At 71.1% G+C, this 15,103-nt stretch carries 15 protein-coding genes and 1 tRNA gene; 10 read left to right on the plus strand and 6 right to left on the minus strand.

Features of this window, described 5'->3' with window-relative positions:
• Window positions 1-62 precede the first annotated feature (62 nt).
• Entirely contained in the window at window positions 63-995 is a 933-nt protein-coding gene (locus ACFYXU_RS34410) for a M56 family metallopeptidase (RefSeq protein ID WP_329853156.1), read from the minus strand.
• Between the two features lie 4 nt (window positions 996-999).
• Window positions 1,000-1,344: a BlaI/MecI/CopY family transcriptional regulator gene (locus ACFYXU_RS34415; protein WP_329853398.1), complete on the minus strand. Its 345-nt coding sequence runs from the start codon at window positions 1,342-1,344 to the stop codon at window positions 1,000-1,002.
• A gap of 779 nt (window positions 1,345-2,123) precedes the next feature.
• On the opposite strand from ACFYXU_RS34415, the gene ACFYXU_RS34420 reads away from it, so the two are divergent.
• Genes ACFYXU_RS34420 through ACFYXU_RS34430 form a run of 3 tightly spaced genes read left to right on the plus strand, consistent with a single transcriptional unit; the run spans window position 2,124 to window position 4,900 of the window.
• Window positions 2,124-3,548, plus strand: coding sequence for a hypothetical protein (locus ACFYXU_RS34420; protein WP_389461533.1), 1,425 nt, complete (start codon window positions 2,124-2,126; stop codon window positions 3,546-3,548).
• Window positions 3,545-4,135 carry a hypothetical protein gene (locus tag ACFYXU_RS34425; protein ID WP_389461535.1) on the plus strand — a complete coding sequence of 197 codons (591 nt, stop codon included), beginning with the start codon at window positions 3,545-3,547 and terminating at the stop codon, window positions 4,133-4,135. The genes ACFYXU_RS34420 and ACFYXU_RS34425 overlap by 4 nt, the downstream gene beginning before the upstream one ends.
• Before the next feature lie 15 nt (window positions 4,136-4,150).
• Window positions 4,151-4,900 (plus strand): ABC transporter ATP-binding protein, encoded by a 750-nt coding sequence (locus tag ACFYXU_RS34430; protein WP_389461537.1) that lies wholly within the window; start codon window positions 4,151-4,153, stop codon window positions 4,898-4,900.
• Between the two features lie 144 nt (window positions 4,901-5,044).
• On the opposite strand, the gene ACFYXU_RS34435 is transcribed toward ACFYXU_RS34430, so the two are convergent.
• Window positions 5,045-5,911, minus strand: a complete 867-nt coding sequence (locus tag ACFYXU_RS34435) for a tetratricopeptide repeat protein (protein WP_389461539.1) — start codon at window positions 5,909-5,911, stop codon at window positions 5,045-5,047.
• Between the two features lie 325 nt (window positions 5,912-6,236).
• On the opposite strand from ACFYXU_RS34435, the gene ACFYXU_RS34440 reads away from it, so the two are divergent.
• The 5 genes from ACFYXU_RS34440 (at window position 6,237) to ACFYXU_RS34460 (ending at window position 10,448) form a co-directional block, all read left to right on the plus strand.
• A complete protein-coding gene (locus ACFYXU_RS34440; RefSeq protein ID WP_389461541.1) occupies window positions 6,237-6,839 on the plus strand; it encodes a TetR/AcrR family transcriptional regulator in 603 nt (200 codons plus the stop codon).
• A 93-nt stretch (window positions 6,840-6,932) separates the two neighbouring features.
• On the plus strand, window positions 6,933-8,174 hold the full coding sequence (locus ACFYXU_RS34445; protein WP_389461543.1) for an MFS transporter: 1,242 nt from the start codon (window positions 6,933-6,935) through the stop codon (window positions 8,172-8,174).
• Window positions 8,175-8,197: 23 nt separating this feature from the next.
• A complete protein-coding gene (locus ACFYXU_RS34450) occupies window positions 8,198-8,467 on the plus strand; it encodes a DUF1877 family protein (protein ID WP_389461545.1) in 270 nt (89 codons plus the stop codon).
• Between the two features lie 1,049 nt (window positions 8,468-9,516).
• Complete coding sequence (locus ACFYXU_RS34455) at window positions 9,517-10,269, plus strand: hypothetical protein (RefSeq protein ID WP_389461547.1); 753 nt, start codon at window positions 9,517-9,519, stop codon at window positions 10,267-10,269.
• The gene (locus ACFYXU_RS34460; protein ID WP_389461549.1) at window positions 10,266-10,448 is read left to right on the plus strand and encodes a hypothetical protein; all 183 of its coding nucleotides are present in this window, start codon (window positions 10,266-10,268) and stop codon (window positions 10,446-10,448) included. The genes ACFYXU_RS34455 and ACFYXU_RS34460 overlap by 4 nt, the downstream gene beginning before the upstream one ends.
• Before the next feature lie 266 nt (window positions 10,449-10,714).
• Here the strand turns inward: ACFYXU_RS34460 and ACFYXU_RS34465 are convergent, their stop codons facing one another.
• Complete coding sequence (locus tag ACFYXU_RS34465; RefSeq protein WP_389461551.1) at window positions 10,715-11,146, minus strand: hypothetical protein; 432 nt, start codon at window positions 11,144-11,146, stop codon at window positions 10,715-10,717.
• Between the two features lie 402 nt (window positions 11,147-11,548).
• On the opposite strand from ACFYXU_RS34465, the gene ACFYXU_RS34470 reads away from it, so the two are divergent.
• On the plus strand, window positions 11,549-11,758 hold the full coding sequence (locus ACFYXU_RS34470; RefSeq protein WP_389461553.1) for a hypothetical protein: 210 nt from the start codon (window positions 11,549-11,551) through the stop codon (window positions 11,756-11,758).
• A 71-nt stretch (window positions 11,759-11,829) separates the two neighbouring features.
• On the opposite strand, the gene ACFYXU_RS34475 is transcribed toward ACFYXU_RS34470, so the two are convergent.
• Window positions 11,830-11,902: transfer RNA gene (locus ACFYXU_RS34475), tRNA-Arg, on the minus strand.
• Window positions 11,903-12,043: 141 nt separating this feature from the next.
• On the opposite strand from ACFYXU_RS34475, the gene ACFYXU_RS34480 reads away from it, so the two are divergent.
• Window positions 12,044-13,660: a class I adenylate-forming enzyme family protein gene (locus ACFYXU_RS34480; RefSeq protein WP_389461698.1), complete on the plus strand. Its 1,617-nt coding sequence runs from the start codon at window positions 12,044-12,046 to the stop codon at window positions 13,658-13,660.
• Here the strand turns inward: ACFYXU_RS34480 and ACFYXU_RS34485 are convergent.
• A complete protein-coding gene (locus ACFYXU_RS34485; protein WP_389461555.1) occupies window positions 13,647-14,918 on the minus strand; it encodes a M6 family metalloprotease domain-containing protein in 1,272 nt (423 codons plus the stop codon). The two genes, ACFYXU_RS34480 and ACFYXU_RS34485, sit on opposite strands and share 14 nt — an antisense overlap.
• Window positions 14,919-15,103: the final 185 nt, after the last annotated feature.

A 15,103-nucleotide genomic window follows, 5' to 3' on the forward strand; every position in this document is an offset into this window, starting at 1 on the left:
GTTTCCCCGTACCCCCGATTCCCCCGGGGGGTGGAGGCCAGGATAGGACCGCGCGGGCCCGGTCAGAGAGGGGTCGCGGCCTTCAGGATCAGGAACAGCGTGACGGCCGAGTTCGCCGAGGACAGCGCGGAGACGGTGGTCCCGGCGGCGGCTCCCCAGGCGGCGAGGCCCGCGCTGGTGAAGACGGACGGCCAGCGGCGGGGCGCGGGAGCGGGGGCGAGCAGCGCGGCGACCCGGCGCGGCACGGGTCCGGCCTGCGCGGCGAAGCCGGCGAGCGCCGGGGAGGGCGCGCCCCGGGAGACGAGCCCGGCCTTGCCGACGGCGCGGGCGACGGTGCGGCGGCTGCCGACCCGGGTGGCCGCTTCCTCGTCGGCCCACCGCTCGGTGGTGTAGGCGACGGCCGTGCTCAGGGGCCGCAGGAAGGGGTTGGCGCGCGCGGCGAGCTGCACGGTCAGCAGGAACCTGTGGTGCCGGGCGTCCAGGTGGGCGCGTTCGTGGGCGAAGAGCGCGCGGCGCTCGGGCCCGGTGAGCGTGGCGAGCAGGGAGGTGGTGACGACGACGCGGTCCCTGCGGCCGGGCAGGGCGTATGCGTAGGGCTTCGGGTCGGGCAGGACGACGACGGAGGTGGCGGGCAGCCCGGCGAGGGCGCGGCCGGCGCGGCGGCGGACCCGGTGGTGGTGCCAGGCGGTGCGGGCGCAGGAGGCGACGACGAGGACGAGGGCGGGGATGGCGAACCGGCCGGCGACCTCGTCGTACGGGACGGCCTCGCGCACCTCGGGATCGGACCAGCCGTCCGGGAGCGGGTTGCCGGGGAGCTGGGCGGTGCCGACGACCATGAGCAGGCCGAGACAGAGGGTGCTGCACACGGCGAGGACGCCGGAGAGGACGGTCAGCAGCCAGGTCGCCATCCTCGGATGGAGGCGGTGGGCGGCGAGCCGGGCCACCGGCCACGCCGTGAGGGGCAGGACCAGCGGCAGGAAGACGAAGACCCCCATGCCGTCAGTCTTCCGCCTCGCCGGGCTCCTGGGCCAGCAGGTCCCGCAGCAGGCGCTCGTCGTGCGCGGAGAGGCCGGTGACGAAGCTGGTGAGGACGGCGTCCCGGTCGGCCTCGCCGTCCAGGACCTTCCGCATCCGCAGGGCCGCGAGCCCGGCCTCGTCGGCGACGGCGGTCCACTCGAAGGACCGCCCGGCCCGCTCGCGGCTCACGGCGCCCTTGACGTGGAGGCGGGTGAGGATGGTGATGACGGTGGTGTACGCGAGCCCGCCGCCGAGGCGCTCCTGCACCCAGCCCGCGGTCCGCGCCCCCGGCGCCTGCCGGAGCGCGGCGAGCACCTGAGCCTCCAACTCGCCCTGCCCGCGCCGCCGAGGGGAGGCGCCCCGGCTGTCGTCCTGCCTGTGGCGCGGGGAGGCGCCCCGGCTGTCGTCCTGTCCGTGGCGCGGGGAGGCGCCCCGGCCGTCGTCCTGGCCGTGGTGCGGGGAGGCGCCCCGGCCGTCGTCCTGGCCGTGGCGCGGGGAGGCGCCCCGGCCGTCGTCCTGGCCGTGGCGCGGGGAGGCGCCCCGGCCCTCCCGCTCACTGTTCGTCATCCCGCAGCCCTCCCACCGATGATGGATGCCAAAAGGCACCTGGTGACCTCACCAGGTGCCCTGCGTACTGGTGCCCCGGCCCACGACACCCGCGTGCGGAGTGCGACCCGACGACCCCGGGCGGGGCCGGCCCGCAGCGTGAGAATACCGCGAGGGGCCGTCGGGGGACCTGGGGCGGCGGCCTTCGGGGGACCGGGGGCGGTCGCCTTCGTCGGGGACGCCTGCGGACGTCGACGGCCGCCGGAACCGGCCGGTTCCGGGCCGTACGGGAGGAACAGCCCGCCCGACTCCCTCGACGACCTCTCACGGGACGACACCTTCCGGCCATCCAGGCGTCACTTCCGGGCACGATTCCCCGGCCTGCCACGGAGGGGTGGCCTCCGTCACAGACAGCTTCCCGGAGTGCGCATCGAATGGCCCCGGCGACTGCCACGAACCCGGGTGTGGCGAGCGACTGGCGTCGACCGACGACTCCGGCTGAACCGCACACACCGGGCCGGAGCGCCGTTCCGGCCGTCCTCCATGCGATCGGTGCCCCCTTGAAGTTCCGAGCCCTCCTGCGCTCCTCCGCCGCCCTCTGGACCGCGCCGGTCTGGGGCGGCATCGTCGCCTTCTACTTCTTCTACGCCCTGCACTTCGAGGACTCGTACGAGGAGGTGATCGACGGGCCGCTCTGGGCCGCCCAGCAGGTGGCCCTCGCCCTGAACTACTTCTACGCCTTCGCGTACGCCATCACCCTCGGCCTCGCGACCTGGGAGGGCGGGCGGCTGCGGCGGGACCGGGTGTGGGACCTCGCTCCCGGCCGGGCCAGGTGGCGGGTGGCCGGACAGGTGCTGGCTCCCGTCGTGGGGGCCGGCTGGGCGATCCTCCTGCTGCCCGTGGGCATGCGTCTGGTCGAGACCCGGCTGCTGCCCACGCCGGCCGCGCTCCTGCCGCTCCTCATGGGGATGGGCATCGTGGGCGCGTACGCCGTCGTCGGCTGCGTCCTCGGGCACCTCGCCCGGCGCGAGATCGCCGCACCCATCGGGGCCGTCGCCACCTACTACCTGATCAACAAGTCGTCCGCCTACAGCGACCACCTCTGGCCCCGGCACCTCTCGGGCAAGCTCGACACGGGCGTCGCCTTCGGCGAGTACTACTCCCTCGCGACCGTCCTCCTGCCCTTCCTGGTCGCCGCCGCCGTGGCCGCCGCCGTCGCCACCTGGTGGATCCCCGGCCCCCGCCACCTGCCGCTTCGGATACTCGCGACCACCGTGGCGCTCGGCACGGTGGTGGTGAGCGCGCGGACGGCCTCCGGCTGGGGCATCGCCGACGGGCCGGTCAGCGCGGGCCACGCCCCCGCCCGCTGCGCCGGTGAGGCGCCCCGGGTCTGCATGGCCGAGACGGGCGGCGCGGTCGAGCGGCTCGACGACGTACGGTCCGAGGTCGTCGAATCGCTGGAGAAGCTGGAAGCCGCGGGTGTCGACGTCACCGTCCCGTCCACCGTCACCGACGGCATGCTGTACGAGCGCACCAGCACCCGCCCCCGCTCGACCACCTCCACCTGGTGGCTGCCACTGACCACCCAGGCGGAGACGGCCGGGCCCGACGGCCGCATCGCGGGCATCCGCTACGCCGTCCTGCTCAGCTCCGTCACCTTCCCCTGCGCCTTCCCCGCCACGGTCACCACCGACGCCCCCACCGCCTGGATCGTCAACCGAGACGCCGCGATGCTCTGGGCCGCGTACACCGTCGACGCCCAGGACCCCTACCTCCGCTGGCGTTCCGGCGAGTACGCGCAGTTCGCGAACGGGCCCGAGGTCCTGGCCAAGGTGAAGGAACGCGCCGCGAAGGGCCGGGCGCTGCCCACCGCCGCACAGCGCACGGCCTGGTTCGAGCAGGAGCAGGCGAAGGCGTGCCGTGGCATGCCGAAGCGGCCGGCCGGCGTCCCTGCCGCGACCGGCCCCCAGGGGGAGGACTCGTGATCTGGTGGTACAAGGGACGCCGCCTCACCACGGTCGTCGTGCCCGGCCTGCTCGCGTTCACGCTGCTCGCCGCCGTCGCCCACGGAGAGTCGGTGGCCCTGCCCGGACTGATCAGTTCGGGCGGAAACCTCCTCTTCCTCATGCACCTGACGCCGCTGATCGTGACCGCCGTCCTGGGGCACAGCCTCGCCCAGCGGCTGCCCGAGGCCGAGGACTTGTCCGTGCGCCCGGTCCGGCGGTACGACGTGGCGCTCGTCCTGTGCACGGTCGCCGTGGCGGTGTCGGCGGCCTGGGTCGTCGGGGCGTTCGCGGGCTCCGCGTCCGCGTACGAGGCGGCCCGGAACACCCTGTTCCTCACCGGCCTCATGCTGGTCGCCGGAGCCGTCCACCCACAGGCCGCGACCGTCGCCCCCGTCGCCTGGGTGTTCGCCGCCGCCTTCGTCGGCTACCGCGACTTCCACCGCCCCTGGCCCTGGGCCGTCACCCTGCATCCCGCCGGCTACGTCCCCACGTCTCTCTTCTGCCTGGCGGTCTTCTTCTGCGGCCTGGTCGCGCTCCGCCACACCCGCCGCCGTCCCACCTCCTGAAAGGCCGCCCGCCCCGTGTCCATCGAACTCGACGCCGTCTCCTACGCGTACGGGCGTCGCTCGCGCAGCATTCTCTCCGGGCTCAGCTACACGGTCCCTGATGGCTTCACGATTCTTCTCGGCCCCAACGGGGCGGGAAAGACGACCACGTTGAAGCTGGCCGCCGGGGTGAACCAGCCGAGCCGGGGGTCGGTACGGCTCGGGCGTCTGTCCTCCGACTCGAAGGCGTACCGCACGAAGGTGGCCTGGATGCCGCAGACCGTCACCGCCATGACCGGTCTCACGGCGCGCGAGCAGGTCGCGTACACGGGATGGCTGAAGGGGATGAGCCGCCGGGCCGCCTGGGACGCCTCCACAGGTGCACTGGAGCAGGTCCGGATGACCGAGCACGCCGACATGAAGACCAAGCGGCTCTCCGGCGGTCAGCTGCGGCGCGTGGGCGTCGCGTCCGCCCTGGTGCATGGTGCGGAGGTGCTGCTGCTCGACGAACCCACGGCCGGCATGGACCCGACCCAGCGCCGCGTCTTCCGCGACCTCGTCATCGGGCTCGCCTCCCGGGAGGTGCGGGTCCTCCTGTCGACGCACGACGTGGCCGACCTGGCCGAGGAGGCGGACCACGTGACCGCCCTCGCCCAGGGCGCGATCACCTTCTCCGGCACCACCGGCGCCTTTCTCGCCCACGCGCCCGCGCACGTCCCGGAGGCCCGCCGCGCGGAAGCGGCGTACACGGCCCTGACGGGAGAAGGGTCCCCCGACATGGCCTGACCGCTCGCGTCGCTGCCGGAAGAGGCCGCACCCGGACGAACGGGTGTGGCCTCCGGGCGCGCAGAGAGAGCGTCAGGAAACCGAAGCGGTGCCAGGGGTACGCGCCGGTCCTGACCCTCCTGACCCACCCAGCCCTGCCGGGGCTCAGTCGGACAGCTCCAGTCCGCTCCAGCCGCGTTCGCCGTCCGCCGCCCAGGCGTCCAGGAGCTGCCGGGCCTCGTCCTCGGGGGCGGCCAGCCAGACGGTCTGTGAGCCGCCGTGCGTCGACGCTCCGGCCTCGTCCCAGTCGACCCGCCCCTCGCTGCAACACGCGCACAGCATGTGGAAGCTGCTCGCCGGCTCGGCACCGAAGTCCCGCGCGAAGAACGAGGCCACCAGGGCCTCGACGTCGGACGCGTCCGGCGCGTTGACGGTGGCGTGCAGCGTCGGCAGCGGAGAGGCCTCGAAGAGCAGCAGTTCGTCGAAGACGGAGACGCTCCGGCCGTCGTAGGTCCGCTCGCCGGTCGGCTCCCCGTCGTGCACGACGATCTCCCCGAAGCGGCGGCCCTTCGTGGCGGGAACGTTCAGGACGCGTCCTCGCGTGGGGCAGAGCCGCTGGATCCAGACCACCTCGCGCTGGCCGCCGGTGTCCAGCCGTACGCACGCCGGGCCGAAGGAGCCGTGGATCTCGCCCTCGCCCTCCGGCATCGGGATTCCGAAGCCCTCCCAGGCGTCACGGGCGGTCGACCAGTCACGCTGGATCGTGGCGGCGACCCCGAGGTTCCAGAACGCCGGGTCCTGCTCGCCGCGCGGCGCCCGGGCAGCAGCCTCACGGCCGAGTTCACAGGCCTTCGCCCAGTTGCGCAGGAACTTGTACGCCAGCGCCGCGTCGTACCACCACTCGGCGCTGGGGCCCTCGTCCGGATAGTGAGCGAGGACCTGCTCGTACAGCTCGGCGGAACGCAGCCACTCCTCCGCTTCCCACGTCTCCCGAGCCCGCTCCAGCAACCGCTTCGCCTCGGACTTCTCCACGCCCCTGCCCCTGTCCTCTCGCCGACCAGGGAGGGAGTCTCGCACGACGGAGGAAAGGGGCCGGAGAGAGGGCTGGAGAGGGGGGCCGGAATGAGGTCTCCTCACGAACCGGCACGGAGGGGGCGCGGTCTCCGACGAACCGGCACGGAGGGGGCGCGGTCCCCGACGGCGCCTGTCAGTGCATCGGGACAGGGCTGGGGAGCCGGGTGTCAGGGGCCGTTCCCAGCTGTTGCGGGGCAGGAGGTCGATGACGGTCGGCGAGGCGTCTCGGGCTTCGAAGAAGGCGTTATGGATTCTGTCATCCAAAACGTGCTAGCTTCGCTTCATGGCCAGACCGCGCACGTTCGACGAGAGTGCCGTGCTTGACGCCGCGGCGGGTGAGTTCCGCGTGCACGGCTTCGCCGAGACCTCGACCGAGCAGCTCTGCGAGGCGGCGGGCGTGCGCCGCAGCAGCCTGTACAACGCGTTCACCTCCAAGGACGAGCTGTTCGTGCGGGCCTTGCAGCACTATGTCGCGACGACCGGAGCGCGCCAGTCGACGATCCTCACCGACGACGAGCTGACGGGCGCGGAGAGGTTGCGCACCCTGGTCGACGTCGTGGTGGACGAGGAGCTACAGGCCGCGAACCGCGGCCACGCGGCAGGCTGCATGGTCGTACAGAGCCTCATGAACCCGGACCTGCGCGAGCGGGACGAGCGCGTGGCCCGGATCCTCGACCGCGACCTGCGCGCGAGGCTCTCGCTTCTGTCCGGAGCGATCCGGGCCGGTCAGATCGACGGGTCGATCGCCGCAGGCGTGGATCCCGACGACGGGGCGGTGCTCGCCAGTACCGTCATCTCGGGCCTGCGCGTGACGGCGCAGACCGGCGTCGACGTCGAGACGCTCCGGCGGATCGCCCTGGCCGGACTGAGCTCGCTCCTGCACTGACAGCACCGCTGCCCGGCGGCGTTTCTTCATGCCTGCATTTTGGATAACAGAGTACAGAAAGGCTCTCTCTTGAACGCAGCAACAGCACCAGCCGTGAAGAAGGCCGTCCCACCCGCGGTGTACGTCCTCGCCGCCGGGGTGTTCGCGATGGTGACCAGCGAGTTCACCGTCGCAGGCCTCATGCCCCAGCTCGCGGAAGGCCTCGGCACCGGGATCCCGCAGATCGGCTACCTCGTGACGATCTTCGCCGCCGCGATGGCCGTCGGAGGCCCACTGCTCACCTATGCCCTGCTCAAGGTTCCGCCGAAGAGCGCGCTCCTGACCATCTTCGCGGTCTTCCTCGTCGGCAACGTCATCGCGGCGCTCGCGACCGGGTATCCGATGATGGTCCTCGCCCGGATCATCAGCGGGGCCGCCTCGCAGGCGTTCTTCGGCATCTCGGTCTCGATGGGCGTCCAATTGGTCGACGAGCGGGTGCGCGGACGCGCGGTCGCCGTCGTCATGAACGGGCTGATGCTCGGGACTCTGCTCGGTCTGCCGCTCGCGATCTTCGTGGGTGGCCGGTTCGGCTGGCAGGCAGCGTTCTGGACGATCTCGGCGATCACCCTGGTCGCCGCCGTCCTGACGCTGGCCTTCGTGTCGAACCCCGCCGCACCGGCCGGCGGCGGGGTCGAGCCCGCCGCGTCGACCCGTTCGGACGTGGCTGTGCTGCGAAAGCCGCAGTTCTTGCTCGCCCTCGCCTCCAGCACGCTCATCATCGGAGCGACGTTCTCGGCATTCAGCTTCTTCACCCCGATCCTCACCGAAGTCACCGGCTTCTCGGACGGCCTCGTGCCCGTTCTTCTGCTCGTCTACGGAGCGGCAACCCTGGTGGGGAATCTCGTCGTCGGCCGTCTGGCCGACAACCACACGATCTCCACACTGCTGTTCGGCACGGCGCTGAACGCCCTCTTCCTCACCGGCTTTGCGCTCTTCACCGACATTCCGTCCCTGGCGCTGGCGTTCATGCTCGGCATCGGCCTGGTCGGCGTCACCATGAACCCCGCCATGGCTGTCCGCGTCCAGCGTGCGGGAAGCACGGCACCACTGGTGAACACGATCCACGGCTCGTTCATCACCCTCGGCGTCATCATCGGGTCCGCTGTCGGCTCCGCGCTCATCCCGCCGCACGGCTTGCGAGCACCGGTCATCCTCGGGATCGGCCTGGCAGTCCTGGCGATCGCCGCCATCCTGCCCGCCCTGGCCAGCCCGTACTTGCGCCGCGGCGCACCCGATGACGCGGCAGAAGCAGAATCGGACCAGTCCCTCCGGTCTGCCGTGACCGCAGACGCCTGAACCGATCGGGAGACCACGGTGCATTGCGGGCCGGCAAACCGCCCCTGCGAGGCAGGATCCCCGACGGCGGCGGATGGCGCGTCCACGGCCGCGACCGTGACCGAGCAAGGCCGCCGGTCGCGCCAAGTCGGCCTGAGACGGCCGACGGCTGGGGATACGGCCCGCCGCGCTACCTCGCCGCGGATCGGGTTCCTCTCCGTGCTGAGGCTCTGAGCGGCTTGACGTACGACCAGCTTCTCGACGCAGTCGAACCCGCGGAACTCACTGAGGCGGAGGTCCACCCACTGATCTGAGAGGACCGAGCCCCACTGGAGCGAGCCAGGGACTGGTTCGCCGGCCTGACTGAGACAGGCCGTTCGCCGCCGGCCGTCGACGTCGATGTCAGCCGTAGACGTCAAAGGCCACACCTGAACATTTAGGTGTGGCCTCTGTGCTTGCGCTCCCGGCAGGATTCGACCCTGCGACACACGCTTTAGGAGTGGGATCGAATCCGTGCCGGGCGGTTCCAGACCGTTCCGCGCGGTGCTGTTCAATCGAACAGCTGAGGCATGCCGCTGTGGACTCGCTCGTAGCAACACCCGTCATTGGAGCGGATGGCAGCCCGGCACGGCCGGGCGGCTCCCAGTCGTCACCTCGACGGCAGCTGCTTTCCGCTGGGGCTCCGAATGCGTCGACGTGTGGAGGCCATGGAGCGCATAGCCCCGTTGCGAGGCCCCGCGGCACGTCACCGGCACTGTTTTGCACACTCGTCAGCGGCCAGTGCGCCGCCTCCGCCCGGCTTCCGTGGGCCATCTTCGAGGAACAGGTCGTCATCACCTTTCCGAGCCCGTCGAGCCGGTTGCAACGTACAGAGATTTACGGCAGCATCCGTAGACGGGCCGGATAGGCGGCCTGTTCCGGCACTGCGCTGCCCCGCCTGCAGTGCCAACAGAGGGACGAAGAAGCCAGCGCTGCACCTGTCGTGGTTGAAACCTGCTCTTGCGCGCCCAAACTCGGGCGTACCGATCAGTTTTCGAGTGTTCAGGGGCGGCAGCGCTCGAGGACGGATCGCACTATGGCCGCTGGTGGTCGCCTCACCCGCCTTGCCCGCACCCGGAGCTGCTACTCCGGGGAGCCGTTCCAATATGCGTCGGAAGCCCTTCGAGCCCATCGCCATGCTCCATTGCTCCCGGACGCTCGCGGCGAACAAGCACTCCTCGAAGCTCAGGTGATGAAGGAGCTCGGCCGCGGAGGGGAGTGGTGGGCACATCCGGTCGGAATCGCTGGCATGCGTCTGACGCCTGGACAATCCGTAGTGGTCCTCGACAGTCACAGTGGGTCCCGCCCCGGCCGGAATTTCCCGATGGCCGACTATGCGCTGGCGCATCTGCTTCCGTCTGCAGAACCCGGCGTCCAGGTCAGTGGTGTGATGCTGCTGCGTGTCGTTGCAGTACGCAACGCGGATCTTCATCTCGAATTGGCCGGCACCGAAAGTCGATTGGTCCTGAGGGGAGCCCCGGGTACCCGCTGGCATCCTTTGCTCGCACAACGAAGGCACGACCTGGAAGAGGGCGGTTTCGTGCCCTTGTGGGGTGTAACCGGGCCGTCGCCCTACGAGCTGGAGGACGAGCGTCAGTTCGCCTCACTCATGCAGACGGGTCGGGATCTGGCGTGGCTCGGCTCAGGACTCCTTCGCCGCATCGCGATCTTCCAGAACTTCAGCACTGCTTACTCGACTCGCGCCTGGATCACCGGGGACGAGTGGATCTTCGAACTGGATACGCATCGCGACGCATCCCTCGAGCACGACGCGTTTCTCGACCGCCTTATGGACGATGTCTGGGGTCTGCCACTGAGGATCAGGCGCCGCTACTGCGACTGCGGTCTGCAGGGGACGGCACGTGGCTATCAGTGCACGTTCTACCTGGAGCACCAGAACCCCGACGTGCGAGGGGTGATGCAGATCCGCTTCAGGTGGGGGGACCCTGTCTACGGCGACGATGTTCGGCAGAGGCTGGAAGACCTCAACGCCAATCGAGACTGGCTCGACAGAGTGCTGCCCCGCCGAGCCGCCCAGGCCAGTGGCCCGGCTGTCCGGAAGGGCGGAGCCCGATGAACTGGGACAGTCTTGCCCTGCTGATCCTGGCTCTGTCGGGTGCCTTGAGCCTGTTGCTGTCGCAGGCCCGCGATGTCCTGGCGAAGACAGCAGAGGTCATCCACGCCTGGCGTGAAATTCGGCAGAGCCTGCGGGAAGAGGACAGGCCGCCGAGCCGGCAGGACCTGCCGCGCGATTGAGGCGACTGATCGCCGGCGAGCCGAGGTGGCCTTGTCGATGCGTACCTGAAGAGCGCCGTCGACAAGGCTCATCGCGCGGACGGAGCCCGTGCCCTGGGGCTATTGCGTGCCTTCGGCGCACGTGGCGATTGCCTTCGGCAGACCGGTGAAGTCGGTCTTCAGCGGTCTGAGGCGTTCGAGGCTGGAGAGCCTGATGGTCTTCTGGGTCGGGCACTGTTCGTCCAGGACCTGAGTGGCCAGAACGTAGACGGTCCACTGGTCGAGGTTCAGGGGTTCGAGGGTCTGCTTGTCCGGTGGTGCAGCAGGCAGAAGACGTACACGTCGGAGCGCCGCAGTACATCGGCAGAGGCTGTGCCGGTCTGGGCGTCCCAGCCGGAGGCCGGCCTGATGGAGAACGAGATCTCCGACGGCTGTGACTGCGCCCATGACTGCAGGTAGGCCGCTGACTTCACCTCGACGCGCCACTTTTCGGGGGTACGGATATCCACGGTGTCCCATTCGGCGCGGGTGCCAGTGGTGGCGTCGAGCGCTGTGGCCACGAGGTACTCAGCCAGAACACCCCGCAGAGTGTTGTTGGCCAGGTCAGAACACGCCCAGCTCCAAAAGTCACCCAGCCTCCCCACCGTTTCACCGCTGGCCTGTATGGGCTCTTCGCCACTGCGGCGCGTGATGACCAGCGGACCGAGATCGGCACTCATGTTGTCCTCCACACGGCGATGTAGGGCGACGCTGAGCCTGACAGCAGGCACTGACAACAGCGGCGGGCTCGCCGGAGGAAGGCTTTGCCGACCCCCTTGCAACCCTTGAGGGCAGGAAGAGCGCTTATGAACTTGCCCAGTTCTACGACCACGGCATGGCAATCCGACTGTTGGATCGCTTCGCTGCTGGGCATGGCCCCGTCGCGGAGCCTCTGCGGACCGATCTCTGACGATCCGGACCACCGATAGCCACGGCCGTCCGGACGGGCCCTAGCTGGAGAGCGTGAAGATCTGTCCCTTGCGATCTGGGACAAGGCGACTCGTGAATCCGCCCTCCTCCGGCGGAGCAACTTCCGGGACGACTGGACCGCCGCCCGTACGAAGGCCTGCGTCTCCGGGGGCGTGCACCTCCACGACCTCCTCCACACCGGGAACACCCTGGCGTCCAGCGCCGGCGCCGGCACGCGCGAGCTCATGACGCGGATGGGGCACAGCACGACCCGGGCGGCCCTGATCTACCAGCACATGACCAGCGACCGTGATCGGCACATCGCGGGGAAGCTCGGGGAGGTGATCCGCCAGGCCCGCGCGGAAGGGCCTTCTGGCACGTAGGTGGCACGGTCGTGATCATGAGAAAGGGCCAGCGTCGGGGAAGACTTCCCCTGTGCTGGCCCTTCTGCTTGTGCCCCCGGCAGGATTCGAACCTGCGACACCCGCTTTAGGAGAGCGGTGCTCTATCCCCTGAGCTACGAAGGCGAAGGTGGAGCGGTGTCAGTGTAGCGGGTGGTGGGGGTGGCGTCCGGGGGATATCGGGGTGGGGGCGGGGGGTCCGGGGGTGGGGTTGACCCCTCTCGTGGGGGGCGCATAGCGTCGCCGGGCGCTGAGGAGGTGGCTGTGGTGGCTGGTGGAGTCGAGCGGCTGACGGCCGACGGGGCGCCCTTCGCCGTCGTCGACGGGGTGTTCGCTGGCGGGCCCCGGACCCTGCGGGAGTTCGCCGAGGTCACCTGGGCCTACGGCGACCGGGTGTTCCTCGTGTCCGAGGACGTCCGCATGACCTACCGGGAGTTCTTCGACGCCGCCTGCGGGCTCGCGCGGCGGTTCGCCGGTGCGTACGGGCTGCGGCCGGGCGACCGGGCCGTCGTGGCCATGCGGAACCTGCCCGAGTGGCACGTCGCCTTCTGGGCCGCGCAGCTCGCCGGGCTCGTCGCCGTGCCCCTCAACGCCTGGTGGACCGAGGACGAGTTCGCGTACGCCCTCGACGACTGCGCGCCCGGCGTCCTGCTCGTCGACGGAGAGCGCGTCGGGCGGGTGCGGGCGTGGGCCGCGCGGAACGGGGTGCCCGGCGTCGTGTTCCGGGGCGAGGCCGAGGAGGGGTTCGCCGCGTACGTCGCCGACACCGACCCGGTGCTCGGGCCGCCGCCCGTCGACGTGCTGCCCGAGCACGACGCCACGATCATCTACACCTCCGGCACCACCGGGCGCCCCAAGGGGGCGGTCGCCACTCACCTCGCGCAGGCCGGGGCCGCCATGAACCCCCGCTACTTCGCCGCCGCCGCTGCCCTCGCGCGCGGCGAGGTGCCGGGCACGGGCCCCACGATCGTGTCCCTGACGACCTTCCCGTTCTTCCATGTCGCCGCGTTCACGTCGTTCTACGCCGTGATGGCCGCCGGCGGGACCCTGGTCATGATGCGGAAGTGGGACGCGGCGCGCGCCCTGGAGCTCATCCGCGAGCACCGCGTCACCCACTACGCCGGGGTGCCCACCACCGCCCTCCAGCTGCTGGACCTCGCGCGGAGCACCGGTGACCCGCTCGCCAGCCTCACCCTCCTCAGTACCGGAGGCGCCGCCGCCCCGCCCGGGATCGTCGCCGGGATCACCGAGGGGTACGGGGAGCGCATCGAGCCCCGGAACGGCTACGGGCTCACCGAGACCTGCGGCGGCGTCCTGGCCAACGTCGGGGCCGAGTACCGGGCCCATCCCGGGAGCGTCGGGCGCCCCTCGCCCGTCACCGAGGTGCGGATCGACCGACCCGACCCGGACGGCGTGGGGGAGCTGTGGCTGCGCGGTCAGTCGCTGATCCGCGGGTACTGGGGGAACGACGCCGCCACCCGCGCCGCGTTCACCGAGGACGGCTGGTTCAGGACCGGCGACCTCGCCCGGATCGACGGCGAGGGACGGGTCCGCGTCGTCGACCGGCTCACCGACATGGTGATCCGCGGCGGCGAGAACGTGTACTGCGTCGAGGTCGAGGCCGTACTGCACGAGCACCCGGATGTCGTCGACGCCGCCGTGCTCGGGGCCCCGCACCCGCTGCTCGGCGAGGAGGTCGTGGCCGTGGTGCGGCTGCGGCCCGGGGCCGACCCGGGCGTGGAGCGGCTGCGGGCGCACGTCGGGGCGCGTCTCGCCGCCTTCAAGGTGCCCGCCCGCATCCTCGTGCGGGAGGAGGAGCTGCCCCGGAACCAGACCGGGAAGATCCTCAAGCGCCGGCTGCGGGACGCCCTCAGTTCCGGGTGATCCTCACCCGGTACGTCCCCGCGTCGTCCTCGTCGAGGACGGTGATCCTTATGCCGTTGGCGCGGTCCGTGAACGACTCGCCGGGCCCGTACGGGGCGTCCGACAGTTCCGCGTGGACGTTGGCCCGGCGGGTGCAGCCGCCGCTGGCCCGGTCGCTGTCGGCGACGGTCACCGGGCCGTGGCCGGTGTCGACGTCGGACTCCACCCGGTAGACGAGGACGCCCTGGTCGCAGACGGCCTCGTCGTTGCCGTCCCGGCTGCGGACCTCGACGGCGTACCCGGAGGTGCCGGACAGCGGGACGAAGGCCAGTTTGGGTCCGCCGGGGACCGCCAGCGGGGTGAGGCTGTAGTCGCCGGTGCCGGGGCCGGAGGCACAGCTGACCTGGTCGTTGTCGAGCCAGCCCAGCTTCCACTTGTGCCAGCCGAGGAGGTCGTTGTTGGCGCCCCAGTCCTCGGACATGATGTCCCAGTGGCCGACGGTCCCGCCGCCGTCGGCGGTGTAGAGGTCGGGCAGTCCGAAGACGTGGCCGTTCTCGTGCGGCAGCACGCGGTAGCCGGTCTCGCCGAAGCTGCCGGAACCGTCGTCCTGGCGGCTGTAGACGAAGGATGTGTTGGCGAGCGGCACGCCGTCGGCGTAGGGGGCGTCGTCGTTGCCGGAGAAGGTCACGGACAGGACGGTGTCGAGGGCGGAGGGCCCGGCGTTCGGCGTGACGAGGATGTTCACCAGGTCGTAGGCGCTGAAGTCGACCCGCGCGTCGGCTGCCTTCACGATGTCCTCGACGAGGGCGCGGTAGCCCGGTTCGTACGGTGAGCCGCGCTCGATGCCGTACGAGGAGAACGCGCGGGGCATCCGCAGCCAGTCGGGTATCGGCGCCTCCGGCTGGTAGTGCAGGCGCCCGTACGAGCTGGTGCGGAACCAGTTGGCGGTCTGCGGGAAGAACTCGCGGAAGCGGCCCATCGCCGTGCCGTCCCCGGGTGCGTCCGGGAAGTCGATCATCAGGTTGAGGGCCCTGACGAGGCCCGTGGAGCGGACGTATCCGGGGGCCGTGGGCAGCCCCTCCGACATCTGCACGCCCATCGTCGTGGCGATGCGGCACGGCCCCAGCTGGGCGCCGCTCGGCGCGGCGGCCACCGGGCCCGCCGATGCCGGGGCGGGCCCGTGCAGGGTGCTGCTCGCGGAGGCGAGCAGGGTGAGGGAGAGGGCCGTGGTCGCCGCCAGGGCGACGGGTCTGCGTATCCGTCGGCGGGGGTGCTGCATGCGTCGCCTCTCCGGTCGGTGCAGGTCGGTGCAGGTCGGAGCCGCAACCCGCCTCGCGGGTCCGCGCTGTGCGATCAGCCTGTGACGCGGGGTCCTGACGCGCGCGCCGGGTGGCCCGATCGTGGGTATTCCACGGCGGAGGGGGCGTGTGGCGGGCGTCACACGGTGGCGTGAAATAACCGGGG

Origin of the sequence: Streptomyces sp. NPDC002232 (assembly GCF_042890295.1) — a bacterium.
Classification (GTDB): Bacteria; Actinomycetota; Actinomycetes; order Streptomycetales; family Streptomycetaceae; genus Streptomyces.

Bases quoted from the DNA above. Each gene is read 5' to 3' on its own strand.
- ACFYXU_RS34485 (WP_389461555.1), bottom strand. From the start codon at position 14,918: ATGCAGCACCCCCGCCGACGGATACGCAGACCCGTCGCCCTGGCGGCG.
- ACFYXU_RS34465 (WP_389461551.1), bottom strand. From the start codon at position 11,146: ATGAGTGCCGATCTCGGTCCGCTGGTCATCACGCGCCGCAGTGGCGAA.
- ACFYXU_RS34440 (WP_389461541.1), top strand. From the start codon at position 6,237: ATGGCCAGACCGCGCACGTTCGACGAGAGTGCCGTGCTTGACGCCGCG.
- ACFYXU_RS34460 (WP_389461549.1), top strand. From the start codon at position 10,266: ATGAACTGGGACAGTCTTGCCCTGCTGATCCTGGCTCTGTCGGGTGCC.
- ACFYXU_RS34455 (WP_389461547.1), top strand. From the start codon at position 9,517: ATGGCCGACTATGCGCTGGCGCATCTGCTTCCGTCTGCAGAACCCGGC.
- ACFYXU_RS34410 (WP_329853156.1), bottom strand. From the start codon at position 995: ATGGGGGTCTTCGTCTTCCTGCCGCTGGTCCTGCCCCTCACGGCGTGG.